The 26,857-nt window shown below is 65.5% G+C and carries 27 protein-coding genes, 1 tRNA gene and 2 pseudogenes; 9 read left to right on the top strand and 21 right to left on the bottom strand.

Annotated features, from left to right (window positions below):
* Positions 1 to 85: 85 nt before the first annotated feature.
* The 6 genes and pseudogenes from C266_RS19650 to C266_RS19625 form a co-directional block, all read right to left on the bottom strand.
* Positions 86 to 382: a hypothetical protein gene (locus C266_RS19650; RefSeq protein WP_010808326.1), complete on the bottom strand. Its 297-nt coding sequence runs from the start codon at positions 380 to 382 to the stop codon at positions 86 to 88.
* Between the two features lie 336 nt (positions 383 to 718).
* Positions 719 to 795 (bottom strand) — tRNA-Val (locus C266_RS19645).
* Between the two features lie 108 nt (positions 796 to 903).
* Positions 904 to 1,665: pseudogene (locus tag C266_RS19640) on the bottom strand (NYN domain-containing protein); the annotation flags it as partial.
* A 72-nt stretch (positions 1,666 to 1,737) separates the two neighbouring features.
* Positions 1,738 to 3,153, bottom strand: a complete 1,416-nt coding sequence (locus C266_RS19635) for an MFS transporter (RefSeq protein ID WP_010808328.1) — start codon at positions 3,151 to 3,153, stop codon at positions 1,738 to 1,740.
* A 109-nt stretch (positions 3,154 to 3,262) separates the two neighbouring features.
* Positions 3,263 to 3,475: a hypothetical protein gene (locus tag C266_RS19630; RefSeq protein ID WP_010808329.1), complete on the bottom strand. Its 213-nt coding sequence runs from the start codon at positions 3,473 to 3,475 to the stop codon at positions 3,263 to 3,265.
* 29 nt (positions 3,476 to 3,504) lie between these two features.
* A complete protein-coding gene (locus C266_RS19625; protein ID WP_010808330.1) occupies positions 3,505 to 5,190 on the bottom strand; it encodes an FAD-dependent monooxygenase in 1,686 nt (561 codons plus the stop codon).
* A 191-nt stretch (positions 5,191 to 5,381) separates the two neighbouring features.
* Between C266_RS19625 and C266_RS19620 the strand changes: the two genes are divergently transcribed.
* Positions 5,382 to 5,837 carry a MarR family winged helix-turn-helix transcriptional regulator gene (locus C266_RS19620; protein WP_010808331.1) on the top strand — a complete coding sequence of 152 codons (456 nt, stop codon included), beginning with the start codon at positions 5,382 to 5,384 and terminating at the stop codon, positions 5,835 to 5,837.
* Between the two features lie 89 nt (positions 5,838 to 5,926).
* On the opposite strand, the gene C266_RS19615 is transcribed toward C266_RS19620, so the two are convergent.
* Positions 5,927 to 7,645: an acid phosphatase gene (locus C266_RS19615; RefSeq protein ID WP_010808332.1), complete on the bottom strand. Its 1,719-nt coding sequence runs from the start codon at positions 7,643 to 7,645 to the stop codon at positions 5,927 to 5,929.
* 208 nt (positions 7,646 to 7,853) lie between these two features.
* Positions 7,854 to 8,783: a LysR family transcriptional regulator gene (locus C266_RS19610; protein ID WP_010808333.1), complete on the bottom strand. Its 930-nt coding sequence runs from the start codon at positions 8,781 to 8,783 to the stop codon at positions 7,854 to 7,856.
* A 126-nt stretch (positions 8,784 to 8,909) separates the two neighbouring features.
* Between C266_RS19610 and C266_RS19605 the strand changes: the two genes are divergently transcribed.
* Together C266_RS19605 and C266_RS19600 are read left to right on the top strand one after the other, a co-directional pair.
* Positions 8,910 to 9,626 carry a DsbA family protein gene (locus tag C266_RS19605; RefSeq protein ID WP_010808334.1) on the top strand — a complete coding sequence of 239 codons (717 nt, stop codon included), beginning with the start codon at positions 8,910 to 8,912 and terminating at the stop codon, positions 9,624 to 9,626.
* 50 nt (positions 9,627 to 9,676) lie between these two features.
* On the top strand, positions 9,677 to 10,297 hold the full coding sequence (locus C266_RS19600) for an NAD(P)-dependent oxidoreductase (RefSeq protein WP_010808335.1): 621 nt from the start codon (positions 9,677 to 9,679) through the stop codon (positions 10,295 to 10,297).
* Positions 10,298 to 10,336: 39 nt separating this feature from the next.
* On the opposite strand, the pseudogene alkB reads toward C266_RS19600, so the two are convergent.
* The 5 genes and pseudogenes from alkB to C266_RS19575 form a co-directional block, all read right to left on the bottom strand.
* Positions 10,337 to 10,996: pseudogene (gene alkB / locus C266_RS19595) on the bottom strand (DNA oxidative demethylase AlkB).
* On the bottom strand, positions 10,993 to 11,751 hold the full coding sequence (locus C266_RS19590) for a 2OG-Fe(II) oxygenase (protein WP_010808338.1): 759 nt from the start codon (positions 11,749 to 11,751) through the stop codon (positions 10,993 to 10,995). Before C266_RS19590 ends, alkB begins: the two are co-directional and overlap by 4 nt.
* The gene (gene ada, locus C266_RS19585; protein ID WP_010808339.1) at positions 11,748 to 12,935 is read right to left on the bottom strand and encodes a bifunctional DNA-binding transcriptional regulator/O6-methylguanine-DNA methyltransferase Ada; all 1,188 of its coding nucleotides are present in this window, start codon (positions 12,933 to 12,935) and stop codon (positions 11,748 to 11,750) included. Before ada ends, C266_RS19590 begins: the two co-directional genes overlap by 4 nt.
* A gap of 88 nt (positions 12,936 to 13,023) precedes the next feature.
* Positions 13,024 to 14,013: a copper resistance D family protein gene (locus C266_RS19580; RefSeq protein ID WP_010808340.1), complete on the bottom strand. Its 990-nt coding sequence runs from the start codon at positions 14,011 to 14,013 to the stop codon at positions 13,024 to 13,026.
* Entirely contained in the window at positions 14,013 to 14,423 is a 411-nt protein-coding gene (locus C266_RS19575) for a copper resistance protein CopC (protein ID WP_051126467.1), read from the bottom strand. Before C266_RS19575 ends, C266_RS19580 begins: the two co-directional genes overlap by 1 nt.
* 472 nt (positions 14,424 to 14,895) lie before the next feature.
* Between C266_RS19575 and C266_RS19570 the strand changes: the two genes are divergently transcribed.
* Complete coding sequence (locus tag C266_RS19570; RefSeq protein ID WP_010808342.1) at positions 14,896 to 16,158, top strand: GTP-binding protein; 1,263 nt, start codon at positions 14,896 to 14,898, stop codon at positions 16,156 to 16,158.
* A complete protein-coding gene (locus tag C266_RS19565) occupies positions 16,155 to 16,640 on the top strand; it encodes a 6-carboxytetrahydropterin synthase (RefSeq protein WP_010808343.1) in 486 nt (161 codons plus the stop codon). The genes C266_RS19570 and C266_RS19565 overlap by 4 nt, the downstream gene beginning before the upstream one ends.
* A 143-nt stretch (positions 16,641 to 16,783) precedes the next feature.
* Here C266_RS19565 and C266_RS19560 read toward each other — a convergent pair whose 3' ends face one another.
* On the bottom strand, positions 16,784 to 17,503 hold the full coding sequence (locus C266_RS19560; RefSeq protein ID WP_010808344.1) for a pirin family protein: 720 nt from the start codon (positions 17,501 to 17,503) through the stop codon (positions 16,784 to 16,786).
* 383 nt (positions 17,504 to 17,886) lie between these two features.
* On the opposite strand from C266_RS19560, the gene C266_RS19555 reads away from it, so the two are divergent.
* On the top strand, positions 17,887 to 18,756 hold the full coding sequence (locus C266_RS19555; protein WP_010808345.1) for a PhzF family phenazine biosynthesis protein: 870 nt from the start codon (positions 17,887 to 17,889) through the stop codon (positions 18,754 to 18,756).
* A gap of 21 nt (positions 18,757 to 18,777) precedes the next feature.
* Positions 18,778 to 19,359, top strand: a complete 582-nt coding sequence (locus C266_RS19550; RefSeq protein ID WP_010808346.1) for a YigZ family protein — start codon at positions 18,778 to 18,780, stop codon at positions 19,357 to 19,359.
* Between the two features lie 118 nt (positions 19,360 to 19,477).
* On the opposite strand, the gene C266_RS19545 is transcribed toward C266_RS19550, so the two are convergent.
* The 7 genes from C266_RS19545 to C266_RS19515 form a co-directional block, all read right to left on the bottom strand.
* Positions 19,478 to 19,996: a plastocyanin/azurin family copper-binding protein gene (locus tag C266_RS19545; protein ID WP_010808347.1), complete on the bottom strand. Its 519-nt coding sequence runs from the start codon at positions 19,994 to 19,996 to the stop codon at positions 19,478 to 19,480.
* On the bottom strand, positions 19,993 to 21,339 hold the full coding sequence (locus C266_RS19540) for a multicopper oxidase family protein (protein ID WP_010808348.1): 1,347 nt from the start codon (positions 21,337 to 21,339) through the stop codon (positions 19,993 to 19,995). The genes C266_RS19545 and C266_RS19540 overlap by 4 nt, the downstream gene beginning before the upstream one ends.
* Positions 21,336 to 22,895 (bottom strand): TolC family protein, encoded by a 1,560-nt coding sequence (locus C266_RS19535; RefSeq protein WP_010808349.1) that lies wholly within the window; start codon positions 22,893 to 22,895, stop codon positions 21,336 to 21,338. The genes C266_RS19540 and C266_RS19535 overlap by 4 nt, the downstream gene beginning before the upstream one ends.
* The gene (locus C266_RS27565) at positions 22,892 to 23,311 is read right to left on the bottom strand and encodes a hypothetical protein (protein WP_144265871.1); all 420 of its coding nucleotides are present in this window, start codon (positions 23,309 to 23,311) and stop codon (positions 22,892 to 22,894) included. Before C266_RS27565 ends, C266_RS19535 begins: the two co-directional genes overlap by 4 nt.
* A gap of 234 nt (positions 23,312 to 23,545) precedes the next feature.
* Positions 23,546 to 24,037, bottom strand: a complete 492-nt coding sequence (locus C266_RS19525) for a hypothetical protein (protein WP_010808351.1) — start codon at positions 24,035 to 24,037, stop codon at positions 23,546 to 23,548.
* Positions 24,038 to 24,098: 61 nt separating this feature from the next.
* Positions 24,099 to 24,503 carry a hypothetical protein gene (locus tag C266_RS19520; RefSeq protein WP_010808352.1) on the bottom strand — a complete coding sequence of 135 codons (405 nt, stop codon included), beginning with the start codon at positions 24,501 to 24,503 and terminating at the stop codon, positions 24,099 to 24,101.
* Positions 24,500 to 24,826 carry a hypothetical protein gene (locus tag C266_RS19515; RefSeq protein ID WP_010808353.1) on the bottom strand — a complete coding sequence of 109 codons (327 nt, stop codon included), beginning with the start codon at positions 24,824 to 24,826 and terminating at the stop codon, positions 24,500 to 24,502. The genes C266_RS19520 and C266_RS19515 overlap by 4 nt, the downstream gene beginning before the upstream one ends.
* 670 nt (positions 24,827 to 25,496) lie before the next feature.
* Here C266_RS19515 and C266_RS19510 point away from each other — a divergent pair.
* Both C266_RS19510 and C266_RS19505 read left to right on the top strand, forming a co-directional pair.
* A complete protein-coding gene (locus C266_RS19510; protein ID WP_144265870.1) occupies positions 25,497 to 26,075 on the top strand; it encodes a hypothetical protein in 579 nt (192 codons plus the stop codon).
* A 287-nt stretch (positions 26,076 to 26,362) separates the two neighbouring features.
* A complete protein-coding gene (locus C266_RS19505; protein WP_144265869.1) occupies positions 26,363 to 26,629 on the top strand; it encodes a hypothetical protein in 267 nt (88 codons plus the stop codon).
* Positions 26,630 to 26,857: the final 228 nt, after the last annotated feature.

The raw sequence follows: 26,857 nt of genomic DNA, 5'->3' as shown, positions 1-26,857 counted from the left end.
AAAAGAACGCGGAAAGCGGCAGTGCCGCTTCCCGCTTAAAAAGCCCGCCGACGCCAACCGGCGGGCCGCTTCGTACTTGATGGGGTCAGTCGTCGTCGCCGCGGCGCCAGCCATGGTGCCAGCCGCGATCGCGGCGCTCGTCCCAGCGGCGCTCGCGCCAATCGTGCCAGCGATCGCGGCCGTAGTAGACGACCGGCTGCGGGGCTTCGTACACCGGACCCGGCTGCACATAGACCGGCTGCGGTGCGACGTAGACGGGCGGGGCTGCGACGACCGGCCCGGGCATGCCCAGATATACGCCAACGTCTACGTGGGCCGATGCGGCGGTCGAAGCGACAGCGGCGGCGGCGCCAAGGGCAGCGATGACAAGCATGCGTTTCATGATGACCTCCAGGGGCGCTCGCAGGTTAACGCAAAGGGCGAGGATGCTGCGCGCGCGTAGGCAATGTAGCCAGTGAGTCGGATCGATTCGCGAAGGCGGGTGAAGCGTTGGGGGAGCGATGCCTGTCGTCGAACCGTTGAGGCAAGTGTAGCGACGAGGCTGCGTAGCAGGTGCTACGAGTTTGTCTGGGATGTGTCGTTTTGTAACGCGACTGGACGGGCTTCGCCAGCGTGCAGAGCCAGACGAGTCGACGAGAGAAGGCGGCCGGAAAAATCGGTCGCGGAAAAAACAAAAGGCGTCACGCGAAAACGCGCAACGCCTTGTGCTTTGATTCGTTGGTAGGCTCGATTGGACTCGAACCAACGACCCCCACCATGTCAAGGTGGTGCTCTAACCAGCTGAGCTACGAGCCTAGAAAGACCGCGAGTATAGGGTCAATTTCTAAACCTGGCAAGTGTTTCGCGCGAAATAGCCGGAAAAAGTCGCCGGCGTGCTCATTCGCCGCGCTTCACCGGCCCGCGCTTCGGCTTGATGCGCACCCAGAGTCCTTTGTTGCCCCCGCTGCCTGCACGCTGCTCGACGTCGAACAGGCCGATAGTCGTCACGAGGTCGCTCAGCTTGCCGAAGCCATAGTTGCGCGCGTCGAAGTCGGGTGCCTGCTTGGCGATGTGACTGCCGATGGGGCCCAGGCTGGCCCAGCCGTCTTCGTCCGAGACACCGGTCACCGCATTGCGCAGCAGCCGCACGAGGCGTGTGTCGCGCTTCAGATCCGACGCGGTGCGGCGCTTGCGCGGCGCAGGCGCCTCGTCGCCGTCGGGCTCGTCGTCCTGGCGCAGCAATTCCGTGTAGATGAATTTGTCGCAGGCGGTTACGAACGGCTGCGGGGTCTTGCGCTCACCGAAGCCGTACACGATCAGGCCTTGCTCACGGATGCGCGAGGCGAGGCGCGTGAAATCGCTGTCGCTGGAGACGAGGCAGAAGCCATCGAATCGCCCCGTGTAGAGCAGATCCATCGCGTCGATGATCATGGCGCTGTCGGTGGCGTTCTTGCCGACGGTGTAGCGGAATTGCTGGATTGGCTGGATCGAGTATTCGAGCAGGCACTTCTTCCAGCCGTCGAGATTCGGCTTCGTCCAGTCGCCGTAGATGCGCTTCACGCTCGCCACGCCGTACTTGGCCACTTCGGTGAGCAGGCCTTCGACGATAGCGGGGGCGGCGTTATCGGCATCGATGAGAACGACGAGCGTGGGGCCCTGGGCGGCCACCGGTGTTTTTTCAGGCATGGCGAGATTCCTTGATCGCGAAGACGTTTCGCATTATGGCCCGGAACCGTGTCCGCCATGCTTCGATGCGAGTCAGTATGCGCCGCGATGCCGACCTTGCCGCGCCCGCTGCCCCAATGGCGCGAACCACAGCACCGCAATGCCGACGAGCAGGCTCGCCGCCGCGAACATCAGGCCAGAGGTGAAGGCGTGCGTCCAGTCCTTGAGCACGCCGACGACGATCGGGCTCAGCGCCGACCCGAGATTGCCGACAGCATTGATGACCGCCAATCCGAGTGCGCGCGTGTGCGGCGCCAGACTGCGATCGGGCACCGTCCAGAAGATCGCCATCGCGGTATAGGCGCCGGTCGAGGCCATGGCCACCCCCGCCAGTCGCAGCGATGGGTCGGGTGCGAAACACGTCACGACCCAGCCTGCGGCGGAGAAGAGCATCGGCAGCACCAGATGCCAGCGGCGCTCCTGCAACCGGTCGGAGCGGCGTCCCCACCAGATCATGCCGGCAATCGTGCACACCGACGGAATGGCCGCGAGCAGGCCGATGGTGACGTTGCTGCTCGTTGTGCCGAAGCTCTTCACGATCTGCGGAATCCACAGCGATGCGAGCGAGAGCGTGTTGACGAGGCAGAAGTACCCGAGCGCGAACTTCGCCACGCTCGGCGTGAGGATGGCGCGCCACACGCTGCCGCCCTCGCTCGACGCCGTACCTGCTTGCTGCGCGCTGGCCGCAGCGCGGTCGCGGGCGATCATCGTGTCGAGCGTCTGCTTCTCGGCGGGGCTCAACCAGCGCGCGTCGGCCGGCTTGTCGTCGAGATACCACCACGTGACGAGACCGAGCAGCACCGTGGGCAGTCCCTCCAGCACGAACAGCCATTGCCAGCCCGCGAGCCCGGCGACACCGTCGAGCCGCAGAAGATAACCCGATGCAGCGGCACCCAGCGCTGACGTGACCGGCATCGCGATCATGAACCAGGCGTTAGCTCGGGCACGGGCGGCCGACGGAAACCAGTCGCCCATGTAGAGCAGCATGCCCGGCAGGAAGCCCGCTTCGGTGACACCGACGATGGCACGAATCAGGTAGAGGCTCGTGGCGTCGTGCGCGAACATGGTGGCGCTCGAGGCGAGTCCCCATGCCATCAGAATCGTGCCGATCCAGCGGCGCGCGCCGAACTTCACGAGCATTAGATTGCTCGGCACGCCGCACAGCACATAGGTCAGGTAGAACACGGTCGAGGCCATGCCGAACATCGTGCTCGTGAGCCCCAGGTCCTGGCTCATCGTGAGCGCGGCGAAGCCGACGTTGATGCGGTCGAGAAACGAGAACAGGAACAGCACGAACAGGAAGCCGAGCAAACGGCGGGAAACCTTGCGGACGACGGCGCGCGCCATCGCGTCGTTCGGAGCCTCCTGTTTCGTGTGTGCGTCATCCAAGGCGGATGCGGATGCGGCAACGCCACCGGCGAGGCCGGCGGCAGACGTGATGCGACTCATGATGGGTGTCTTCTCCAACGCTCCCCGCCTTGGTTTGTACGTGGCGGTGTAATGAAATCGGCGCCGCCATCGAGGGCGGACGCCAAAAGGAAGGGTGTTGAACGGCGAGTCAGTTCGCTTGGGTCAATGCGTTCTGCGTGCTGCTCGCCGCACGTCCGATGAGATCGATCACCCGTTGCGGATCGCGGATCTCATGGGCCAGCAGCAGGGCGACCTTGGCGAGCAGCAACTCGCGTTTGTCTTCCGGTGCGGCGTCGATGGCCAGTGCGAGGGTGTCGTAAATTTCCTCGAGTCCGGCGATGGCGGTTTGTTCGGTAGTCATGACAGTGTTTCCTTGAGGGGCGCGACGACTCAGGCGCGAGCCGTTGCCTGCGCGAGCGCGCTGGCAAGACGCGTTGCGTCAAGCTGCTGCCAACGTGCGCAGACATGATGGTCGGGACGCACGAGATACGCCGTGCCGCCGGCCGCACCATATTTCGCGGCGGCGCGGCCATTCGGATCAGGCAGCGTGATGTCAGCGCCTGCGACGGTGCGTTGCGACGCCGCAAACGCGATCACCTTCACCGGCACACCGTTTTCACGCCACGTCGCGATTTCGTGACGCAAGCCCTCGCCGAGCGGTGCATCGCCAAACGTCACCAAATGAAATGCAGCGCCGAGATGGTCGTAGAGATAGTGGTTATCGCCGAGCTTCACGTTCGGTGCCGGGGCACCGACGGCGGGGCCTGTCGTCATCTGCGCGTTGTCGTCGTTGGGGCAGTTCAGCGGCGAGTCGCGGTAATCGTGCGCCCGCGACGTGCGCCAGTGAAACAGCGGCCGCACGAATTCGTGATCGAGCGAGAGATCCAGCACGGCGTCGCGCAATACACGAAAGCCGTGCGATGGCGGCGTCATGAAGCGCGTGCTCTTGCCGGCTTCGGCAATGATCTCGCGTGCGGCGCCCACGCGGTCGTGCGTGTACGAGGCAAGCAGTGGCGCGGGCGCTGCGCCTTTCGCGACGGCCGCGAGTTTCCACGACAGATCGATGGCGTCCTGAAAGCCGGTGTTGGCGCCGCGCACACCGAAGATCGGCAGCAGATGCGCGGCGTCTCCTGCGAAGAGCACGCGGCCCTGCACGTAGTCGGGCAGCGTGAGCGCGCGTGCCGAATACACCGAGCACCAGTCGAGTTCCCACGGCTTGCCGCCGAGGCCCATCATGTCGAGTTGCGCGTCGATGCGCTCGCGAATCGTCTCGGGTTGGAGCGCGTGCTCGGAGGTCTCGGATGCAGGCAATTGATAATCCACGCGCCAGATGCCGTCCGGCTCACGGTGCATGAGCACGGTGTTGCCCGGATTCCAGTCGGGGGCGAAGTAGGCCAGACGCTCGGTCGGCAGATCGAGATCGATACGAATGTCGGCGATGACGAAGCGGCCCTCGTAGCTCGCGCCTTCGAAGCGCAGGCCCAGCGCGGTGCGCACGGTCGAGCGCGCCCCATCGGCGGCGACGAGCCAGCCGGTACGTTGGGTGTACTCGCCGTCGGGTGTGTCGATTTGCAGGGCAACGCCATGCGCATCCTGTGCGAGTGCGACGAGTTTGTTGCCCCAGCGCATGTCGATGAGCGGCTCACGCTCGACGGCGTCCACCAGATAACTCTCGAGCACGTTCTGTTGCAGGTTGATGAGCGGCGCGAAGCGGTCGTCCTCGTCCACCGGCGATTCCATGCGGAAGACGCGCTGGCCGCGATAGTAGGAATTTCCGCTGGTCCAGGGCAGGCCTTTGGCGACGACGGCGCCGGCCACGCCCACGGCTTGCAGAATCTCCTGCGAGCGACGCGTGAAGACGATGGCACGGCTGCCTTCCGAGACTTGTTGTTCGGCTTGCAGCACGACGCAACGCACACCGTGGCGCGCCAGCGCGAGCGCCGTGACCATGCCGATGGGGCCGCCGCCGACGACGGTGACGGGCACCTCCGGGGTGTCGCCCTGCGGCGCAAAGTGAGGATGGACGCGATACGTGTGATAAAGCGATGCGCGCGGGGTGGTCTCTGGTCGATGCATGATGCGGCACTCAATAAGCCGCTCGGCACGTGCGCAACGGGTCTCGTGTCAGCGGCGAGACAACGGTTGCACATCGCGCGAATGACGAAAAACGCCACCGAGCATTTGGTTGCTAACGCAACAATTCTAGTGTGCTAAGGTTGCGTTCGCAACCAAATATCGACCCATTTCGTCTAGGGGAAAACACTGAAATGCGGCCAGCCCACAAATCGCTCGATCAGTTCCTGACGTACAAGATGCACCGTCTGATGAAGCAGCACGACAAGCGTGTTGCGCAGTCGTATGCCGACGCGGCGCAGTTGAGTCTGGCCGAGTCGCGCGTGCTCGCCGCCGTGGGCACGGCGGGGGCGTTGTCGAACTCCGAGCTGGCGCGTCGCGCGAATCTCGACAAGAGTCAGGCTAGCCGGGGGGCGGATGGTCTGGTCTCGCGCGGGCTGGTGCGTCGCGGGCCGGACGAACACGACGGTCGCGCGGTCAAGGTGGCGCTCACACCGGAAGGCGAGCGTGTGTGGCGCGTGGTGATCGACGCGGCGCGCGCGCACTACGACCGGTTGTTCGAAGCGCTGACGGACGACGAAATGCGCGTGTACGAGCGCTTGCTCGACAAACTGTTGTTGCGCTCGGACGAACTCGACGCGCTTGAGTGACGCTCACTTCACGCGTTGCGTCACCACAAAAAGCAAGGGCACCCGAAAGTGCCCTTTTTTATGCGTTCTCGCCTAAGCCGATCGCCTGCTCACGCGAACGTCAGCGTCTTCGTCAGATCGCCCGGCGGCATCGCGCCGCGTTCGGCGAAAGCCGCGTTGCGATGGGCGATGCCTTCGAGCGTCGGCAGATCGTGCAAGCGCGTGACAAAACGCAGGATCGACGTGGTGTCGTAGAACGTGTGATCGACATTGCCGCGCTTGGCGAACGGCGAGACCACGAGCGCCGGCACACGCGAGCCCGGACCCCAGCGATCTCCCTTCGGCGGCGCGACGTGATCCCACCAGCCGCCGTTCTCGTCGTACGTAATCACGACCAGCATGTTCTGCCACTGCGGTGCTTTCATCAGGTGCGCGAGCACGTTCGCCACGTGCTGGTCGCCCGACTCCACATCCGAATAACCGGCGTGCTGGTTCAGGTTGCCTTGCGGCTTGTAGAACGTGACGGCCGGCAGCTTGCCGGCGATGGCGTCGGCGATGAATTTGTTTGCGATCGGGCTATCGCCCTCGCCGCCATCGCGCAGATGCGCTTCGCGAGCGGCCGTGCCCGGCGCGAACTGTGCGAAGTAGTTGAACGGCTGATGGTGGTACTGGAAGTTCGGCCTGTCTGCACCGCCCTTGTGATCGAGCGCCGATTGCCATGCGCCCGCATACCATGCCCACGACACTCCCTTCGTCGAGAGCAGGTCGCCGATGGTGGCGAACGTTTGCGGCGGCAGCGTAGCGGGGTTCGACGGATCGGCCAGACGCTTGTCGCCCGACGCTGCCGGCTTGATCGGCGACGGCTGGTAAGCCGGCATCATCGTGTTCACCGCGAAGTTGTCGGGCGTGATGGCGCCGTCGCGCACGAACTTCGGCTTGCCGTCGGCGGCCGATGCGGGCGATTCCGGGGCCACTGCGAGACGCACACCTTGCGGCCCGTCGGCCAGCACGGCGATCTTGTCCTTGGCGGGGCTTTGGGCCGCGTTCGGATACACGGGCGGGCGGCCCGAAATCAGGAACTGGTGATTCAGGAACGAGCCGCCGAATGCCCCCATGAAGAAGTTGTCGCACATCGTGTACTGCTGCGCGATCTTGTACATGTCGAGCGTCTTGGCGGTCTCGCCGTAGTAACCCATGACAAGACCACCCGAATCGGCCCATGCGGCGAACTGGTTGTTCGCGCCGTCGTTGATCTGCATCTGGTTCTGCCAGAACAGGTGCCACAGGTCGCGCGTGATGACCGATGTCGGCAGCAACTGACCCTCGGCGTCCTTGAGCATGAACGGTGCGTTCGGCTGACGGGCGATGTCCTTCTCGGTGATGTGGTACTTCTTGCCGCCAAGGGTCTGCGCGCGCGGCACCACGCCGTCGAAGAACGGCGGCAGCATCGGCATCGGCGTCTTGCCGTCGCGATCGAGCTGCGTGTAGGCCGCTGCGGCGACCTTCGAGAGCGGCTTCTCCAGGCCGGGGAAATCGGCGAACAGATTGTTGAAGCTGCGGTTCTCGAGATAGATCACGACGACCGTCTTGATGTTGGCCTTGAGCTGCGCGTCGAATGTGCCGCCTGCGGCCACCGCCGTCGGCGCACCGGCGCCGCCTTCGGCGGCACAGCCGGTCAATGCCGTGGTAGCGCCTGCCGCACCGGCGGCACCGATGGCGGCCAGGCCCTGAAGCAGGCGGCGACGCGACGGGTCCGACGGATTGTCGTCGTGCGCGAGATCGGCATCCAGAGCGGGGTCGTGGGGGTGGGGCGTGGCGTCGTTCGTCATGATGTCCTTGATTGGCGTATCGGGCAGCGGCGCTCGGCCAGGCGCGCGCGAACATCCGCAACCGGTTGGCAGGGGCAGACGTCGACGTACGGGAACGGCGTCGCCGGCTGACCCGGGCGGGCGAGGCAGACGACGTTTTTACGCGGGGATTGTGTCAATTCGGTGACGCCGCCATGGCGTCACGACAGGCGAAACGCAGCGGGGCGCTTCAGGCGGATGGCGTGGCTTGGTGTCCGGGGTAGCCGGTGTCTTCGAACAGCCCCGTGCGGAACTGTTCGACCAGATCGTCGAGCAACGCGCGCAGGGCGCTCGGCATCTGCTTGCGCGACATGTACACGCCGTAGACGGTCATCTCGCGCGGCACGTAGTCGGGCAGCAGGGCTCGCAGGGTGCCGTCGCGCAGATGCGGCAGCACCGCATAGACGGGCTGCATGGAGATGCCCGCGCCTGCCAGCGTGGCGGCGAAGACCACGTTCACTTCATTGGCCGACAGATTGCCGCCGACGGGCACGCCGAGCGGCGTGCCGTTGTGCGTGAACTGCCAGAGGCTCTTGCCGAAGTAGGTGTACGTCAGACAGTTGTGCAGCGCGAGGTCTTCGGCGCGCTCCGGCGTGCCATGGCGCTGGAGATACGACGGTGCGGCGCAGATCACGGAGTGGCATGTGGCGAGGCGCCGCGCGATGAGACCGGGCGAAGGTTCGTTGGTCACGCGAATCGCCAGATCGATGCGCTCGTCCACCAGATCGACGGTGCGGTCTGCCACCACGAGGTCGATGGCCACCCCTGGGTGCCGAACGATGAAGCGCGTGACGGCTGCGGCGAGAAACGCCTGACCGAGCGACGTGCTGCAAGCCACCCGCAGCAGGCCGCGCGGCGTGCTGTCGGTGTGCGAGGCGCCCGCCAGATCGTCGGCGATCCCGAGCATTTCCCGGCAGCGCGGCAGCGCGTCGTTACCGGCGTCGGTGAGGCTCACCGCGCGCGTGGTCCGGTGCAGCAGCCGCGTGCCGAGCCACGCTTCGAGTTCCGCCAGATACCGCGAGACCATCGCCCGCGACATGTCCAGCCGCTGCGCCGCTGCCGTGAGCGAGCCGCGTTCGGCCACTTCGGTAAAGACACGCATTGCCGTCAGACGGTCCATGATTTGCTCGATCGATGCAACAAAGTGATCGTCATTATGGGCTTTTTTTGAACGATTGACGCGACTACGATGGCATTCATGAGACGCCGTCGAGCGACGGCACTGCACGACACAGGACATACCGAAATGACTCAGGCAACGTTGCATTACATCGCCGATCCGCTGTGCGGCTGGTGCTACGCTGCCGCGCCGCTGGTGCGCGCGGCACGCGACGTGGCGGGCCTCGACGTCGTGTTTCACGGCGGCGGCATGATGGCCGGCCCGAACGCGCAACCCGTCACACCGCAGCTTCGCAACTACGTCATGCCGCACGACCATCGCATTGCGGCGCTCACCGGTCAGCCGTTTGGCGACGCCTATTTCGAAGGGTTGCTGCGCGACGGCGCCGCCGTGTTCGACTCCGCACCGCCCACGGCCGCCGTGTTGGCTGCCCAGGCGCTGGCCGGGCGCGGCCTCGACATGTTCGCCGCGTTGCAGCGCGCCCATTACGTCGACGGCAAACGTATTGCCGAGCGCGACGTGCTCGCCGGTATCGCGGCAGATCTCGGCCTTGACCGGGACGCCTTCGCCAACGCCTTCGACGCACAGGATGCGGCCGCGCTCATGCGGCATTTCCGCGAGAGCCGTGCGTGGCTCACCCGGGTGGGCGGCAGTGGCTTCCCGACCTTCGCGCTGGAGATCGGCGCTCAGATAGAACGGCTCGAACCGGGCCGCTATCTGGCGCAACCCGATGCCTGGCGCGATGCGCTGCGCGAGCGTTTGCTGGCGGCGCAGACGAAGGCATCTGCCGAGGGTGACGCTGGCGTGTTGCCGCAATGCGGTCCCGACGGCTGCGCGCACTGAGCATTCCCCCCCCTTATTCCGAATTCCCCCTCACCTCCAGGAGATTCCTGATGAAAGTCGCCTTGATTGGTATTACCGGCCGCGTGGGTACGCGCGTTGCCGCCGAGTTGCTGCAACGTGGTCACACCGTCACGGGGATCGCCCGGAATCCCGAGCGCGTCGAAGCCGAGGCGGGTCTCACCGTCGTCAAGGGTGATGCGGTGAACCCGGCGGCGCTCGCGCCGCTGCTCGCCGGTCACGACGCCGTGATCAGCGCCGGTCGTTTCGCGTCGATGGATGCGGGCAAGCTCCTCGACGCGGTGACGCGCGCGAGCGTGCCGCGTTTGCTCGTGGTGGGCGGTGCTGGCAGTCTGGAAATCGCGCCGGGCAAGGCGCTCATCGACACGCCGGAATTTCCGGACGCCTACAAGCCGGAGGCCAGTGCCGGGCGTGTCTTCCTGCAAGTGCTGCGCGCCGAGCCGAAAGACTCGCCGCTGAACTGGACGTTCCTGTCGCCGTCGGCGTTGTTCGAGCCGGGGGAGCGCACGGGCAAATTCCGCGTGGGTGGCGACGGCCTGCTGGTCGACGCCAACGGCAAGAGCTGGATTTCGATGGAAGACTACGCCATTGCGCTGGTCGACGAACTCGAGAAGAACCAGCACCCGCGCGCGCGTTTCACGGTCGGGTATTGAGCGCAGTACGACGGCGGTGCGCGCCGCTCGCAAGAACGATCAGCGCGCCAGCCGGAACGTGAGGTTGTAACGCACGGCCCGAGCGTCGAAGCTGCCTTCGACGCTCGCAATACCGTGATAGACGAGCCGCGACGGCCCGCCCCACACGACCACGTCGCCCGGCGCAAGACGCACGCGACGTGTGCGATCGCCGCGCTGGAGACCGCCCCACAGGAAGGTCGCGGGCAGTCCGAGCGAGACCGACACAATGGGCGCGTCCAATTCACGTTCGTCACGATCCTGATGCAGCGTGAGTCGCGCATCCAGCGCATAGCGATTGATGAGGCAGGCGTCGGGTCTGAAGTCGGGATAACCGGCTGCCTCGGCAGCGTGACGGGCGAGCGCAACGAACGAGGCGGGCATCGGTGGCCACGGTTGCTTCGAGAGCGGATCGTGCGTGCCGTAGCGATATCCCTGCCGGTCGCTGATCCATCACACTTCCCCGCAATTCGTCATGGCGACCGACATGCGCTTGCCACCCGGCGTCAGCCAGTGACGCAACGGCGCCCGGGCAACGACCGCATCGATGTCCGCCTGCAAGGTCGCCAGTTGCGACTGCGCAAACCCCCGCAGCACGAAGGCCCCCGGACCGAGTTCGTCGACCGGCGGGCTGTCGTGGCGGGCGTCGTCGTTTGCGCTGCCGAAGAGATCGAGCGTCATGTGGCGTCGTGCAGGATCACGCCGAGCGTATGCCGATGGCCGCTGTGCACGCGGCTCACGCCGTGCCGCATGTTCACGCGATACACCCCGCGCGTGCCGTTCGCCGGACGGTGGTGCACGGCGAACACGACGGCGTCGCCGCGCGTGAGCGGCACCACTTCGGCACGCGACTGCATGCGCGGGCGCTGCTCGGTGAGGACGAATTCGCCGCCCGTGAAATCCTCGCCGGGCTGCGACAGCAAAATGGCCACCTGCAACGGGAAGACGTGTTCCCCATAGAGGTCTTGATGCAGGCAATTGTAGTCGCCCGCCTCGTAGCGCAGCAGCAACGGCGTGGGGCGGCGCTGCCCGGCCGCATGGCATTGCGCGAGGTAGGCGCTGTGCGTGGGCGGGTAGCGGACATCGATGCCCATCGCCGCGTGCCAGCGGTGCGCGATCTCACGCAGCGGCGCGTAGAACGCTTCGCGCAGTTCGGCGACGAGCGGCGGCAGCGGGTAGGCGAAGTATTGATATTCCCCTTGTCCGAAACCATGACGCGCCATCACGACACGGCTGCGAAAGCAGGGCGATGTCGGCATGGTGCTCATTCTCCCGTTCGTCTCGCCGTACATCGCGCAGAGATCGTGGCATTCGTTGCCGTTCAGCAGATGGGGAATGCGCGCTGCACCGAAGCAATCGAGTTCGTCTTCCAGTGCGGCCCAATCGAGGGATTTGACTGACTTGGGGGGCGTGAGCGACGAAGGGCGAGCGTTCACAGTTCCCCCTTATCCGGATTCGACGCTTCGCTGCTTTCCCCGCGCTCGTGAGCGAGCAGTGCACGCTTGCGCTCGACCCCCCAGCGATAGCCCGACAGTGCGCCGTCGTTGCGCACGATCCGGTGACACGGAATCGCCACGGCCAGCTTGTTCGACGCGCACGCTTGCGCCACCGCACGCACCGCACGAGGTGAACCGATGCGCTCGGCGATTTGCGCGTAGCTGGCCGTCTCCCCTGCGGGGACTTCCCGAAGCGCCTGCCAGACACGTTGCTGAAATGCGGTGCCACGCACATCGAGCGGTAACGACAGACCGATGCGCGGTGACTCCACAAACCCCACGACTTGCGCGACCCAGCGCTCGAACTCCGCGTCCGCGCCCACCAGTTCCGCCTTCGGGAAACGGTCCTGCAAGTTCCGCACGAGCGGCTCGGGTTCGTCGCCCAAAGAGATGTCGCACAGGCCGCGCGAGGTGGCGGCAACCAGTAGCGCGCCGAGCGAGCACTGCGCCACGGCGAAGCGAATCGACTCGGCCTTGCCCCCTGCGCGGAACGCGGCCGGCTTCATGCCGAGCAGCGCATCGGCCTTCGCGTAGAAGCGGCCGTTGGAATTGAACCCGGCATCGTAGAACGCCGACGTGACGCTCTCGGCCGAAGGCAACGCGTCGCGCACACGTTCGGCACGGCGGGCGTTGGCATAGGCGCGAGGGGTCACACCCGTGACGGCGCGAAAGAGCCGGTGGAAATAATGCGGACTCAGGCCTGCTTCGGCGGCGAGGACTTCCAGACGTGGAGGCGCCTCGGCCGTGTCGATACGCCGGCACGCGGCGCTCACCAGTGCAGCGTGCCGCGCGTCGAGTGCGTCCTGATCCGGCTTGCAGCGCTTGCACGGACGAAAGCCCGCCCGTTCGGCCGCTGCCCTATCCGTATGGAACGCCACGTTCTCGCGCCGTGCGAGCCGCGCCCCGCACGATGGGCGGCAATACACGCCGGTTGTGCGCACGGAGTAGAAAAATTCCCCATCTGCCTGCTTGCTGCGGGCAACGACCGCTGCCCACTTGGCGTCGTCGGTCGCATAGCGCGGCGAGGCCGGGGCAGGCGTTGCCCGGGCCTGCGCATCGCGCGGGCCAGAGGTGGCGGTGCCGGGGCGAAGCGGACGTTTGGCGGTCATTTGGTCGGTACGCATCACGGTGTTCTCCCGATGACTGAAGTGTTGCCTTCAGTGTAGGGAGCGGGGCGCGACGCTGCGCTCCGTTTCTTGCTATCGAATTCGATCAGATGCCCGGGGGCATCGTGGTGCCAAGCTTCGCGGCCAGACTCATTACCATTACCAGCACGAGGGCTTCGATAGCGACGACGCGCGCGAAGGCCGTCGTATCGAGCGGCGTCTCACCCGTATCGAGCGCAAGGCGAGGCAGGAAATGCCAACGATTCCAGGCCCCGAGCAACGCGGCACAGGCCACAAGCACGAGCTTCGTCATCAGCCACGCCAGATACGGCGCATTCTGATCGGCGACCCACAGCGAGGGTGTCTCACCGAGCACGCGCCAGGCGTTGAACGCCCCCGTCACGAGTGCGACGAACATCGCCAGCGCGGCGACCGACGACAGCCGTTCACCGTAGGCGGCGCGCGCCCCGACGGGCCAATGACGCCAACTCGGGATCGCACATCCGGCCACGAGCAACGCGCCCGCCCACGACGCGGCGGCTCCGACATGCAGCGCACGAACGCCGATGGCGAGCCACGGCGTCGACGCATCGGCCGCGTGCCCCGTGCCAGCGCGAGCGAGCGCCAGCACGACAGCCCCGGCCGCGTAGATCGTGCGAGCGTAACGCTCCTGACGACGCTCGCGCCGATGATGCCGGTCGCGGGGATCGTCGGCGATAGGCAACACGGCGCGCAGACGGCGGCGAGCGTCGTACCAGGCCCATGCCCCCGCACACAGTAGCGCTACGCCGAGCGCCGCGACCCACTGCATTCGGCCGAAGTGCGATTGCGTGAGCACCCGCCACACGTCGCCGAGCATGGCAGACGTGTTTTCCCAGTCGCCGCCGGTCATCGTCTCGGTACTTGCGACGACGTAGGCAACCCACGCGAGCATGGCAAGCCCGGCGGCAAACGCGGGCAGCACGCGCACCGTGAGACTGCGCCGCACGGCGTGCGGACTGCGCAACAGCAATACGCCGAGCGCGAGCGCCAGCGCGAGGTTCAGCAGTCCCGCCGTGGCGGGTTGCCACGTCCCGGCGGCCAGATCGCTCGACATCACTTCACAGTGAACTTGAAGTGGCCCTGCGTGCGATGGCCGTCGCTCGCCACGGCGGTCCAGTTCGTCTGATAGATGCCGGCAGGCAGCGTGGGAAGCGATAGCGTGAGTGTTTTGCGCGCGGTGTCGAGTTCGGGCTTCGTCTGCGTGACCGGCTTGCCCTGGGCGTCGACGACACTCAGCTTCGAGAAGGCGCCTTCAAGCGCCGAGTCGAACGTGACACGCACCGACTTCGGCGCTTCGACGGTGGCCTGCGCGGCGGGTTCGCTCGATACGGCGTGCGCATGTGCCCATGCCCCCTGAGAGAGCCCGGCTAGCCCCAGAACTGTCGCAAGCGCGAGGCCCTGCGTCGCGCGACGCAACAAGGCGGTGGCGCGAGGCGCGCGGGAAGCGATCTTGGAAGGACGCATATCGAGTTCGGCAAAAAAGACGGAAAGATCGGGAAGGTCTGAAAAGCGGCGTTCGCGGGCGAACCGGCGACCTGTGAACAGCGCGTCGTGCACCCGATGCCGGGGTCGCCGGTGGCCGATCTGGCACGCATGGATACGCGACCCGCGCCGCTCGCGCAGTATCGCAGACCTTGCTGACCCGTGCAGCCGCCCGTGGGTTCCGGCGACAGGCTTCGTGCGGCGATGTGTTGCGTCAGCCGTTGTGTTGCCCGCCGGGAATGTGCAACTGAGTTGCAAAAATAGGATGGCCGCCGTATCATCGCGGCATATTGCAACTCTGTTGCATTAATTTGCCTGCGGACGGCGCGGCGACGGGCGATGACGCCGGTGCGGCGAGATATCCCGGGCGGGTGTCGCCGGCGCGCATCCTTCAGGGGATCGCGTGTGCTGAGCGCGCCTTGCCCGCCCCACAAGATCACAGGACTTTGTTGTCATGACCCTCCCTCTCGCGAAATCCGGCGGCGCCGATCGCCGCCTGCCTGTCACCGTGCTTTCCGGCTTTCTCGGCGCGGGCAAAACCACGCTGCTCAATCATGTGCTGCGCAATCGCGACGGCTTGCGAGTGGCCGTGCTCGTCAACGACATGAGCGAGGTGAACATCGACGCCTCTTTCGTGGAGCGCGGCGCGGCCAACGCGGGTGCGGCGCTGTCGCGCACGGAAGAGCGACTCGTCGAGATGAGCAACGGTTGCATCTGCTGCACGCTGCGCGAGGATTTACTCATCGCCGTGCGTGAGCTTGCGTTGGATGGCCGCTTCGATTACCTGCTCATCGAGTCGACGGGCATTGCCGAGCCGATGCCGGTGGCCGCGACGTTCGAGTTTCGCGACGAGGCCGGCCAGTCGCTCGCCGACATTGCGCGTCTGGATACGATGGTGACGGTCGTCGACGCCTTGCATGTGCTCGAAGACTTCCACAGCCTCGACACGCTTGCGCAGCGAGGCGAAGTGGCAGGGGAGGAAGACGAGCGGCGTCTTGCCGAACTGCTGACCGAGCAGATCGAGTTCGCGGACGTGGTGGTGGTGAGCAAGGTGGATTGCGTCGATGCAACGCGGCTCGACGCCGTCAAGGCGCTGATTACCGGTCTCAATCCGTCGGCCCGCATCGTGTTGGGCGGGCGCGGACAGGTGCCGTTGCCCGAAGTGCTGGGCACGGGGCTGTTCGATGCACAGCGCGCGCAACAGATGGCCGGATGGGCGCAAGCGCTCGCGGGCGAGCACGACTCGGAAGCCGACACTTACGGCGTGACGAGCTTCGTGCTGCGCCAGCGTGAGCCGCTGCATCCGGCGCGCTTCGCATCGTTCATGTCGATGCCGTTCGATGGGCTGATTCGTGCCAAGGGGTATGTTTGGGCCGCGAACCGGCCGGCGTGGGCGCTGGCCTACTCGCGCGCGGGCAACACTGCGACGCTGGAGCCCGTGGGTCATTGGTGGGCCGCCGCAGACGAGGATCAATGGCCGCCGGAAGGTGACCCGCAGCGTGCCGTCATCGAGGCGAATTGGGAAGCGCCGTGGGGCGATCGCATCAACGAAGTGGTCTTCATCGGACGTGACATGGATCGCGATGCCGTCGAACGGGCGTTCCACGCGTGTTGTCTGAGTGCTGTCGAGCTGTCGCAGGGCGATCGCGCATGGCGCGATGCCGAGCATGCGCTGCCGATCGAGATGGAAAGCGAGATGGCAAGCGAGAACGCATGAGCCGTGAGGGATCGCCCAAGTCGCGTGGCGAGCGCGAGCGTCCGCTGAAGCGAACGGTGGAACGCGGCCCCCGCAGTCTCGCCGTCACACAAAAGCGGGCGCAGTTCACACTCTCGCGCAGCTTCGTGTTCGAAGCGGCGCACACGCTGATTCGGCACGACATCGATTCGCCGAGCATCGACGCGAGCCGCCGCATCCACGGCCATAGCTACCGTGCGACGGTGGAAGTGACGGGCAGTCCGCAAGGCGAGAGCGGCATGGTGCTCGACCTCGCTTGCCTCGATGCGCAATTGCGCCGGGTGAGCGAGCGGCTCGATCACCGGCTGCTCGACGATGTCGCCGGTCTCGGCCCGGCGACACTGGAGAATCTCTGCGCGTTTATCTGGCGCGCGCTGGCGCCGCATCTGGCCGGGCTCTCGCGGGTCACGGTCAGCCGCGACGCACGTGGCGACGCCTGCTCGCTTACGATGCGCGACGCCTGAATTACCCGAGGAATCGCGGGCGCCGCCATAAGAAAACGCGGCCGGCACCGTGAGGTACCGGCCGCGCGGGCGCGTGGAGAGTCGCGTCCAAGACGCCACGTGCGTAGAGACGCAGACCGTACGCAGCGTCTACCTGCCTCGCCTTAGAAGTTGGGCGTTTCCTCCGGCCGCAGGTCGAACACGAGCACTTCGGCGTCGGTGCCGTTCGAGAGCGTGAGCGCGGTTTCGTCGCGCACCCGCACCCCATCCCCTTCACCCAACGCCACCCCATTGAGGCTCACGCTGCCGCGCGCCACATGCACATAGGCGTAGCGGTTCGGCGCGAGCGTCAGCGTGGCCGACTCATCACCGTCGAACAGGCCGGCATACACCCGCGCATCCTGATGGATACGCAGCGAGTCGTCGCTGCCGTCCGGCGAGATGATCATGCGCAGACGGCCGCGCTTTTCTTCGGGCGTGAAGCGTCGTTGCTGATACTCCGGTGCAATACCCGTCTGATTCGGCACGATCCAGATTTGCATGAAGTGCACCGGCGACGTGGGCGAGTGATTGAACTCGCTGTGCGCAACACCGCGCCCGGCGCTCATCAATTGCACGTCACCCGGTTCGATCACCGACCCCGTACCCATGGTGTCCTTGTGTTCGAGCGCGCCTTCGAGCACGTACGAAAAGATCTCCATGTCGCGGTGCGGGTGCTTGCCGAAGCCCTGTGCCGGGGCCACGCGGTCGTCGTTGATCACCAGCAGATCGGAAAAGCCGACTTGCTTCGGATCGTAATAATTGGCAAACGAGAACGTGTGGCGCGAACTGAGCCAGCCGTGATCGGCAACGCCTCGGTCTGCAGCTTTTCTGATGTCCAGCATGATGGGCTCCTGTGTCTTCATCGTTTCGTTAAGAGGCTTGATTGACCTCGATGAATGTCATTTTAGAGTCCTGACGGAGAACTACAATCCACTTGAATGGCGAATTATTGTCAACTGGTTGGTGACAATTGGCGGCGGTTGGCGAACGCTCGCCGTCCGGCGGGGAGACAGACGATTCCTATCGGCCAGGGTACAAAAGGCCGAAAGCGTCAGCATCGGTGCGCGTGCCGCCGCTCGATGTGCGAGACTACGAACCTTCTTTCGCAAGGCCAGCCGGCCGGCCACCGCAGCACAAACTGGCGCGGCCGGCAGATATCGGCACCTCCGGCTGACAAGGCCCGAGGGCCGTGCCGTTGTCCGCCGCCCCCAACTGGAGATTTGTCATGAGCCGCACCTATGCATTTCGTATCGTCAATGTGTTCGCCGAAACCACCTTCGGCGGCAATCCGCTGTGCGTGTTCGAAGACGGGCGCGGCCTGAGCGATGAGGAAATGCGATTGCTGGCACGGCAGTTCAATCTGTCGGAGACGACATTCATTTTTCCCTCGGAGACGGCCGACGCGCATGTGCGCATCTTCACGCCCGGCTACGAGATGCGTTTCGCCGGGCATCCGACGCTGGGTACGGCACACGTATTGCGCGCCATGCGTGAGCTGGGCGACGACGTGACGCTGCAATTCGCCGCCGGACTCGTGCCGGTCAAGGCCGACGGCGATCACTGGACGCTGACGGCGCCCTCGTCGGGTGAGCCGAAAATCAAGAAGGCAAGTGAAGCGGATGCCGACATCGCGGCGCTGGTGCAACTGAGCCGCGACGATCTCGCGCAATCGCCGCAATGGGTCGATACCGGTGCCGATCAACTGCTGATTCCGCTGCGCGACGCCAACGCCGTCGCGCGGGCGCAGCCCGACAGCGCGCGTATGGAGCGGTGGCCACTCTCGAGCCTTGAGCGCAAGACCGGTTACGTGTTTTCGATCGATGGCGAGAAGGACGGCGAGTTGCAGGTGAGCGCACGCTATTTCTTCACGACACAGGGTGGCGGGGTGAACGAAGATCCGGGCACCGGTTCGGCTTGCGCCAACCTCGGCGGCTGGTTCATCGGTCAGGGCTATCCGCTGCCGGTGCGCGCACGCGTGACGCAGGGCGATGCCATCGAGCGTCCGTGCCGACTGACGCTTGAAGTGACGGCAAATCGGGAGATTCGCGTCGGCGGCAACGTCATCGAACTTGCGCGCGGCGAGGTGCGCCTGTAAGGCGCGGGGGAAGAGTGTCGTATGTATGCATTGGCAGCACCGGTCGAGACCGAGCTGGACATCAGGAAAAGCCGGTTTATCGGCATCGTCATGCCCGTGACCTCGCGAGAGGCCGCGATGCGCGAACTCGACGCGCTGCGTGGGCGTTACCCCAACGCCACGCATTACTGCTGGGTGTTGTTGTGTGAAGGTGCGTCGGGTTTCGACGACGACGGTGAGCCGGGAGGCACGGCGGCCAAGCCGATGTACAACGTGCTCATGCACAAGGGGCTGGCGAATGTGCTGGCGGTTGTCGTGCGGTACTACGGCGGTATCAAGCTCGGCGCAGGCGGGTTGACCCGGGCTTACGGACAGGCGGTGAGCGAAGCGCTGAAGCTTGCGACGCTCACTGCCGTCGAACCGACGACGGAGCCGCGTTACCGCTGCACGTTTGCGCACGAAGCGACGCTGCGCCGGCTGGCGGAGCGTCACTCGGCCGAGGTGCTCGACGCCGCCTACGACGATGCCGTCACGCTCCGGTTACGGCTGAAGGTGCGTGACGTGGCGGCATTCGAAGCCGACGCGACCGAAGCGCTCAGCGGTGGTCTGGCGCGGTGCGACTGACCGCCTGAAAGGCGGCAGCCGCACCGGAGATGCACTGGACATGTACCGGCCTCGCGTGGGGACGGCGCCGAAGCAGACGCGTCCCCGGCGTGCCGGTTACGGCACCTCCGCGCTGCGATCAGCGTACGTTGACCACGCCGCGCATGCCGGCTTCGAAGTGCCCCGGTTCGAGGCAGGCGAATTCCACCGTCCCCGGTTGGGTGAAGTGCCACACGAGCGTCTTGCGCTCGCCGGGTTCCACCGTCATGGCATTGGGCTCGGCGTGAGTCATGCCGGGCATCTGCTGCATCATTTTGGCGTGCTCAGCGAGCGACGCTGCCGTGCCAAGCGTCATTTCGTGACGGATCTTGCCGTTATTGGTGACGACGAAGCGCACTGTGTCGCCACGGCGCACGGTGAGCGTGGCAGGCGAGAAGCGCATGGTGTCGCGCATGTCGACGTCCACGGTACGCGTGACCTGGGCGTCGTCACCGGGTTCCCCGATGGCCGCCGCCGCGCCGCCGTGACCGTGCTGCATGTGCATGGCGTGCGGATCTTCGGCCAATGCGGGAAGGGTGAACGCCAGCGAGGCGGCGCCGAACACGAAGGGAACCGCGAAAGCACGGGTGAAGCGCGACGAGACACGTGAACGAATCATGATTTGACTCCGGTTTTGCCCGCGTTGGCAGGCTGACGATGGGTAGAGGGTAACGCTGAAGTGCTGCCTTGCCACGGGCTCGCAACCGAGCCTCGCGGCGCGCGATACCAGCCGGGATCGCGATAACTGTCGCGCGGCAGGTCCTGCCGCACTTTCAATGTGGTGAACATGCCGCCCATTTCGATGGGGCCGTACGGGCCGGTGCCGGTCATCATCGGCAACGTGTTTTCCGGTAACGGCATTTCCATACCGTTCATCGAGGCGCCGGTTTCGCCCATCGCCATATAGTCGGGAATGATGCGGGCGATCTTGGTGGCGATCTCGCGCTGGTTCACGCCCAGCATGGTCGGCACGTCGTGACCCATCGGGTTCATCGTGTGGTGCGACTTGTGGCAATGGAAGGCCCAGTCGCCGGGCTCGGTGGCGTCGAACTCGATGGTGCGCATCTGGCCCACGGCAACGTCGGTTGTGACTTCCGGCCACTGCGCCGTGGGTGGTACCCAACCCCCGTCGGTGCCGGTCACCTTGAACTCGTGACCGTGCAGATGGATCGGGTGATTCGTCATCGTGAGGTTGCCGATACGAATGCGCACCCGGTCGCCCTGACGCGCCACCAGCGGATCGATGCCCGGAAACGCGCGGCTGTTCCACGTCCAGAGATTGAAGTCCGTCATCTCGTTCACGCGCGGCGTGCGGCTGCCAGGGTCGATGGCGTAGGCGTTGATGAGGAACACATAGTCGCGCTCGACCGGCATGAACGACGGGTCTTTCGGATGCGTGACCCAGAAGCCCATCAGGCCCATGGCCATTTGCATCATTTCGTCGGCGTGCGGGTGATACATGAAGGTGCCGGCACGCTTTGCTTCGAACTCGTAGACGTAGGTCTGTCCCGGTGCGATGGCACGCTGGTTCAGGCCCGCCACGCCATCCATGCCGTTCGGCAGACGCTGGCCGTGCCAGTGCACGCTCGTCGCCTCGGGCAGACGGTTCGTCACGTACAAGCGCACGCGATCGCCTTCGACGACTTCGATGGTCGGCCCGGGGCTCTGCCCGTTGTAGCCCCACAGGTTCGCCTGCATGCCCGGTGCGATTTCGCGCACGACGGGCTCGGCGATCAGGTGAAACTCCTTGACGCCATTGCGCATGCGCCACGGTAACGTCCAGCCGTTGAGCGTCACGACCGGACGATACGGGCGGCCGTTGGGCGGCGAGTGCGGTTTGGCAGTGCTGGCGTCGCTGCGCGTGGCGGCGTCGGGCAGGGCGGCCAGGGCGGTGCGTTCGACGGCGGTCGCGCCCATCACGGCGAGGCTCGCATTACGTAGGAATCGTCGGCGCGAAGTCATGCGCCACCTCCATGTTGGTGAGCGGAAGACGGTTGTGAGGGCGATACGGCACGGGTGGGCGGTGAGGCCGTGCCTTGTGGGGCCGCAGGCGCGGAAGCCGTACCGGCGGTGTCGTGGCTGCCGGCCTCACCGCCGCCCAGGCTCTCGCGAAACGACGCTTCGGCCAGCCAGAAGCCGGCCGTTGCGTCGATGTAGGCGAGCACCGTATCGCGCTGCTCGCGAGCGTCGGTCAACAGGTCGAAGACGCTGGCGAGCATGCCGTTGTAGCGCAGCAGCCATTCGTCGGAGACGCGCTGACGCATCGGCAGAATCGTGACGCGGTAGTGCTCGGCGATGTCCCACGCGGCGAGCGTCTGGGCGCGACGCGTGCGAACGTCGGCGCGTGCTGCGACCGCCGTGTCCGCGAGGCGATCGACGCTCTGGCGATAGCGGGCTTGCGCACCGGCCACGCGAGCGGTGCCCCAGTCGAAGAGCGGCACCTCCAGCGAGATTTCATAACCGCGCTCGCTGGGCGAGCCTGTTGCACTGTTGTTGCGATAGGCGGTATCGAGCACGTTCACGAAACGCGTAATGCGCGTGAGCCCCAGATCGCTCGCCGTGCTGTCGAGCGCGGCGCGAGCGGCCCGAATGTCGGCGCGATCGCGTAACGCCTGTGCTTCTGCGTCAGGCCACACCGGACGCGTGCGCGGAAGCGCGGGCAGACGCGCCGGTAGCGTGAATGGCAATTGCTGGCCCCACAGGCCCATTTGCCGGGCGAGTTGCTCTCGCGCCGTGCCCGCCTGCTCCCGGGCTCGCGCGAGACGCGCTGCCGTGTCGGCGTAGACGAGATTCTCCTGCGTGCGGCGCATTGCGCTGAAGTTGCCCGCACGGGCCATGCCGTCGGCGAGTTCGCTGGCAGCCTGCGTGGCGAGACTCGTCTGTTCGAGAATCTGCACACGCTCCTGCGCCGCAACGGCCTCGATCCAGGCGCGGCGTGTAAGCGTTGCCTGTTCGATGATCGCTTGCGCCACTTGCGCCTGCACCTGCGCAAAGCGGCGCGCCTCAATCCGCGAGGCGAGTGGCATCGTGAGCACGCGAACGAAGTCGAGCCCCCACGTGCGCTCGATGCTGATATCGCCGCCGCCTTGCAGCCGTTGAAACGAGAAGCGCGGATTCGGCAGCCGGCCCGCTTGCACGAGCGAGGCTTCGGCGATGCCGAGTTCCTCGTACGTGGCTTGCAAGCCACGATGATTGAACAAGGTCAGCCGTACGGCGGCGTCGATGTCGAGCGGACGAGAGAGCAGATCGTCGCGCGCCTTCGCAAGGTCTTGCGCCGCCGCATCGTCGCGTGCCCAGGTCACAGGTTGGCCGAGATGTTGCTGCGTCGCGTCGGCGACCGCACCGAAGCCGCCGTCGCTGCTGAACGTCGCGCAACCCGACAGGGCCAGCGTGGCAAGCACTGCGGCGGCCCATGGCGCCCGGCGGTGATGGGGGTGGCGCGGTCGCGATACGACCGGCGTGGCGCGTCTATCGACGCACGACAGCGGCAAGCCGGGGAAGGGATGTGAGACCGTCATCGCGAGTCTCCCTGCACGTTGTGTCCCGCATTTCCGGTATGTCCGGCATGTCCGGCATGTCCGTTCGATGGCGGCGTGTCCATGTTGCCGGTGGACCCTCCGGTCATGTCAGGGCTACCGCCGGGCATACCCGTCATGCCCGGCATCGCGGCGACGCTGGCATTCACTTTGCGCCAATCGCCCGTTGGAACGGACAACGCAGGCCGTGAGAAGTCATGGAGAACGCCGACCGGCGGCGGCCCGGCGGGGGCCTCCGGTGCCGCGGGATCATTGGCACCGGTCATGCCGGTATGGTCGTCGAGCGCCGGCGGTGCCGTGGCGCTCGACGCGTTGGCGGCCGGCGCAGACCATGCGCCCAACAGCGATAGCGCGACCGGCACGATCCACGCGTGCCGTCGTAGGGAAGGAAGCATCATTGATACGCTCGTCAAGCTGGCGATGCCGTGGCCGCGCCGTAAAGCGGCGGGGTAGTCCGGCGTCGCACGTTCGTCGGGCGGACGGACTCAGGGCACAAATGACGGGCGAACGCAGGCCAGTCACGAAATAGTGCGGAAAGTCAGTCCGACGGGGAACAGAGACGGCGGGCGGCAGGCCGGGGAGGGTACGGCATCAGGCGATGCCGCTGTGACCTTCGGCCCGACGCGCGACCGTCAGGCGGCGAGGTCTTTGGGAGGGCGCTCAAGCACGGCGACCACGGCGCTGGCGGCCGACGTGCGCAGGAAGGGAATGGCGGTGGACGGCTGTGCGTCCGGCATGCGAATGACGACACTTGGCGGCAGCGCCGTGCAGACAACGCAGGCGGCACACGCCGAGCAACTGGTGTAATGGCTGTGCGTATTGCTGTCTGACGATGCGTGGTCCCGCGATGTATCCTGGTGCGCCATCGGATGCGACGGCGCGTCGTCCGGGGCCGCACTGTCGTGGCGATGCATGCCCGGCATGGCGTCGCCCTGTGCGGACATCGTCATGGCGTGAAGCATGGCCATCGAGGCGGTGGCGTCATTCTCAGCCGCAGTGGTGGCGCTCTGCATTGCCGATGCCGAAGTTTCCGGCGTGCAATGCGTGCGCAGTGCGGCCATGGCCTGTAACGGCATGGTTACGCACAACAGCCACAACACGAGAAGTTTGCGCCAGCGATTCATGCCGCGCAGTCTAGCATCGCCCGCGCCATACTCGCAAATCGGCGCGAGGGTGGCGCGTTCGTCAATGTTCGAACAAATGAAATGCTTCGAAGTGCGTGCGCCGCCGCGAGAGCGCAACGAGATTGACAACACACACCACGGCGACCAGCACGAAGAGGGGTGCCGAGACTTCGATAGTGTCGCGGGCAAGAAACGAGATGAGTGTCAGCCCGATCATGAGTGTCAGCATCGCCCGGTGCAGCCACGCAGCCAGACGAAGATGCCGTTCGGATTGCGCAATCAGCACCACGAGCGAAACATAGAACGGCGCGGCTAGCAGCGCCAGCGCGCAAAGCGCGAGCAACACGCCGAGCACGCTTGCGAGTAACTCGTGCCCATCGGCAGCGCTCGATTGCACGCCGGCGACGATGGCTGCGGCGAGGTAGAGCAGCATCAGACCATCCAGAACGATCGCGAGTCGGCTCATGACTTCTCTCCACCTATTGATAACAGGCCCAGCCAGATTGCCGCCGCCTCAATGCTTGCGGGATCGGATGCCATCTGAATGCGGTAAATCGACACGTTGCCGTTGTCGTCGGCACAGAACAGGTCGCGCTCGAGATCGGCAACGATATCGAGCCGCTGCTGGAATCGGTAGAAGCCCAGTGGCGTGAGATCCTGCACGAGCGCGGCGAGCGTCTCGGGGTATAGATACAACCGTTGGGGCCAGTGACCATGGCGGAACCGGAACTTGCCGATGGCGCCGAGCACGTGGGCGAGCGTGCCGCCGTGGCCGCGAACGTGCCGCATCGCGTGCGCCGTATGGCGTGCCGCGCCAGCAACCGGTCTATGGGGGCGAAGACCGCCACGAAGGGCGAGGTGTCCCATGGTTCACCCCGCGTAACGCACAACGACGCGAGCGCATTGCATGCCATGCACCGCTGATGACGTCCACGTATCCACAAACACTCCGTTGACTTCCCGAAAGTGAGTGCCCCGGCGAATATTGATCTTGTGTGTTGATAGTTACAGAGCGATGCCACGCGCGAAATCCGCACTTTCGCTTAATCCGTCGGCATGAGGTGTGGCACAAGTCCGCCTGCGCGCGAGGGGATGCGTTTCAGTGCGAGCGATACCAATGAAAACCGGCGGACTGAGCCGCCGGTTGAGGCCCCATCGGGGCGTCGCCAGCCGCGTGTACCGGCGCGGCATGGTAAGGGCCAAGAAGACTTGGCACCTGAGGGTATTGCCGTCATGCACTGAACCACCATCGGTTCCCGGCCTTGCCCATGCAGTCTCACTGCAATTTAAGTATAGGTCGCCAACGGCGCTCGTGAATCGGTCTTTTGGATGAGAGCACGCAGTGCGCGAACTATCAGACCTGCTGGCACTCGAATTGGCGCACGATTTCCCCTGTGACCGTGGTTTCGTCCGCGCAGACTTTGCGTTCTAATGGCACCATTCATGGCGGATATCGCAAGTGGCGCAGCCCCATACGGCAGCCACGCCGCACGCCACCGCACCCCGTTACAACATTCCAACGATGGCAACGAACTCACGACAACGATGGGCCCTGCTGGCTTGCCTTTGCGCAGCACAGTCGACCTACGCCGCAGACCAGTGCGAGGGCATCCTCATGCTGGCCAAGAGCGCACAGAATGGTTTTGAAGATGTCACCGGCCCGCTCGCGGCCAAGAACGACCGCGGCGAGAGCTATCAGGCTACCTATTCGGTGCCCGGCGGCGACTGCAAGGTGTTCCGGGCCACGGGCCTCGCGCCGACCTACGAGTGCATCTGGGATTACCAGAAGATCACACCGATGGATCTGCGCAATCAGGCGCAAGCGTTCGCTACGCAGGTTTCGCGCTGCACCCGGGGTGTGACCACCCTGCGCACCACGACGACGAACCCGGCCGGCCTGCCCGCCGAATGGCAGAGCGCGAGCAAGAAGTACGCGCGTGTCGTCAACTTCACCGTTACGGCGCAGGATCTGGTGACGCAGCGCGGCGAGCGTCTGCGCGAAATCTCGCTGTCCGTCGAGAAACAAGTCGAGAAGTAAGGCGGGTGCCGGACTCGCAGCGGTCGATCGCCCCCTCGGCGCCCGCCTGTCACGCGGTTGCCAAGCGGTACCGGGCAACGCTTCCCGGGCTTTCTCGCGTGGCCGTGTTGCGGCAGTTACAAACGGTTGCAGACCCCGTCAGGCATTAACATTTTTTCGGTCGACGCTCGTTCGGCTGACCCGGTACAGTCATCCTTGAGGCGTATGGCGCACATGCAACCCGCAGGTGCCGATGCGTCCCGTGCCAACCGGCCCCACTCAGGGCCGGGTGCCGTGGTTGAACCCAAATGCGTGCCCGACTTCATTACTGTTTCCTGTTGCTGCTTGTGTGTGCCTACCCTGCCTGGGCCGGAGGCGGGCGAGGGCGCGATATGCTGGACGTGAACAAGGCGTCGCTTCGGGAAGATATCAGCCGTTTCAATGCCGATCGCGGCCGTGGACAGTCGGCCTATCCGAACTGGGCGGCACCGGCGGAACCGCGTGAGCGCCAGTACACGCCGCAAGGCGAACCGCGTGGCTCGCGCGACGGCGGGGGCAACCGTCGCAATCGCTAACAGCTAACGCTTCGCCGCCAACCGCTAGCCGCCGTCACAGCATCCCGACGTTCGCCGCTGCCGATGGGACTTCCCTCCCGGCATGCTGCGACGTCGCTCCCCCCTCATCCATGCTTCATGGCACCCGGCAACGCGCCCGGTCCGGACTCCTATTTTTTTCTACCCCGCGTTTCCGTATGCACCTGATGTTGCACATGCGCAACGTTGGATCTGGCTGACCCTTTCCAA

The sequence above is a fragment of the Pandoraea sp. SD6-2 genome (assembly GCF_000389825.1).
GTDB classification, from domain to species: Bacteria; Pseudomonadota; Gammaproteobacteria; order Burkholderiales; family Burkholderiaceae; genus Pandoraea; species Pandoraea communis.
The sequence above is the reverse complement of the archived record's forward strand: the minus strand, read 5'-3'. Positions and strand labels throughout refer to the sequence as shown.

What these genes read in the sequence shown, in the direction of transcription:
- C266_RS19650 (WP_010808326.1), bottom strand. Translation starts at nt 382, where the DNA reads ATGAAACGCATGCTTGTCATCGCTGCCCTTGGCGCCGCCGCCGCTGTC.
- C266_RS19635 (WP_010808328.1), bottom strand. Translation starts at nt 3,153, where the DNA reads ATGAGTCGCATCACGTCTGCCGCCGGCCTCGCCGGTGGCGTTGCCGCA.
- C266_RS19630 (WP_010808329.1), bottom strand. Translation starts at nt 3,475, where the DNA reads ATGACTACCGAACAAACCGCCATCGCCGGACTCGAGGAAATTTACGAC.
- C266_RS19625 (WP_010808330.1), bottom strand. Translation starts at nt 5,190, where the DNA reads ATGCATCGACCAGAGACCACCCCGCGCGCATCGCTTTATCACACGTAT.
- C266_RS19620 (WP_010808331.1), top strand. Translation starts at nt 5,382, where the DNA reads ATGCGGCCAGCCCACAAATCGCTCGATCAGTTCCTGACGTACAAGATG.
- C266_RS19615 (WP_010808332.1), bottom strand. Translation starts at nt 7,645, where the DNA reads ATGACGAACGACGCCACGCCCCACCCCCACGACCCCGCTCTGGATGCC.
- C266_RS19610 (WP_010808333.1), bottom strand. Translation starts at nt 8,783, where the DNA reads ATGGACCGTCTGACGGCAATGCGTGTCTTTACCGAAGTGGCCGAACGC.
- C266_RS19605 (WP_010808334.1), top strand. Translation starts at nt 8,910, where the DNA reads ATGACTCAGGCAACGTTGCATTACATCGCCGATCCGCTGTGCGGCTGG.
- C266_RS19600 (WP_010808335.1), top strand. Translation starts at nt 9,677, where the DNA reads ATGAAAGTCGCCTTGATTGGTATTACCGGCCGCGTGGGTACGCGCGTT.
- ada (WP_010808339.1), bottom strand. Translation starts at nt 12,935, where the DNA reads ATGCGTACCGACCAAATGACCGCCAAACGTCCGCTTCGCCCCGGCACC.
- C266_RS19580 (WP_010808340.1), bottom strand. Translation starts at nt 14,013, where the DNA reads ATGTCGAGCGATCTGGCCGCCGGGACGTGGCAACCCGCCACGGCGGGA.
- C266_RS19575 (WP_051126467.1), bottom strand. Translation starts at nt 14,423, where the DNA reads ATGCGTCCTTCCAAGATCGCTTCCCGCGCGCCTCGCGCCACCGCCTTG.
- C266_RS19570 (WP_010808342.1), top strand. Translation starts at nt 14,896, where the DNA reads ATGACCCTCCCTCTCGCGAAATCCGGCGGCGCCGATCGCCGCCTGCCT.
- C266_RS19565 (WP_010808343.1), top strand. Translation starts at nt 16,155, where the DNA reads ATGAGCCGTGAGGGATCGCCCAAGTCGCGTGGCGAGCGCGAGCGTCCG.
- C266_RS19560 (WP_010808344.1), bottom strand. Translation starts at nt 17,503, where the DNA reads ATGCTGGACATCAGAAAAGCTGCAGACCGAGGCGTTGCCGATCACGGC.
- C266_RS19555 (WP_010808345.1), top strand. Translation starts at nt 17,887, where the DNA reads ATGAGCCGCACCTATGCATTTCGTATCGTCAATGTGTTCGCCGAAACC.
- C266_RS19550 (WP_010808346.1), top strand. Translation starts at nt 18,778, where the DNA reads ATGTATGCATTGGCAGCACCGGTCGAGACCGAGCTGGACATCAGGAAA.
- C266_RS19545 (WP_010808347.1), bottom strand. Translation starts at nt 19,996, where the DNA reads ATGATTCGTTCACGTGTCTCGTCGCGCTTCACCCGTGCTTTCGCGGTT.
- C266_RS19540 (WP_010808348.1), bottom strand. Translation starts at nt 21,339, where the DNA reads ATGACTTCGCGCCGACGATTCCTACGTAATGCGAGCCTCGCCGTGATG.
- C266_RS19535 (WP_010808349.1), bottom strand. Translation starts at nt 22,895, where the DNA reads ATGACGGTCTCACATCCCTTCCCCGGCTTGCCGCTGTCGTGCGTCGAT.
- C266_RS27565 (WP_144265871.1), bottom strand. Translation starts at nt 23,311, where the DNA reads ATGATGCTTCCTTCCCTACGACGGCACGCGTGGATCGTGCCGGTCGCG.
- C266_RS19525 (WP_010808351.1), bottom strand. Translation starts at nt 24,037, where the DNA reads ATGAATCGCTGGCGCAAACTTCTCGTGTTGTGGCTGTTGTGCGTAACC.
- C266_RS19520 (WP_010808352.1), bottom strand. Translation starts at nt 24,503, where the DNA reads ATGAGCCGACTCGCGATCGTTCTGGATGGTCTGATGCTGCTCTACCTC.
- C266_RS19515 (WP_010808353.1), bottom strand. Translation starts at nt 24,826, where the DNA reads ATGCGGCACGTTCGCGGCCACGGCGGCACGCTCGCCCACGTGCTCGGC.
- C266_RS19505 (WP_144265869.1), top strand. Translation starts at nt 26,363, where the DNA reads ATGCGTGCCCGACTTCATTACTGTTTCCTGTTGCTGCTTGTGTGTGCC.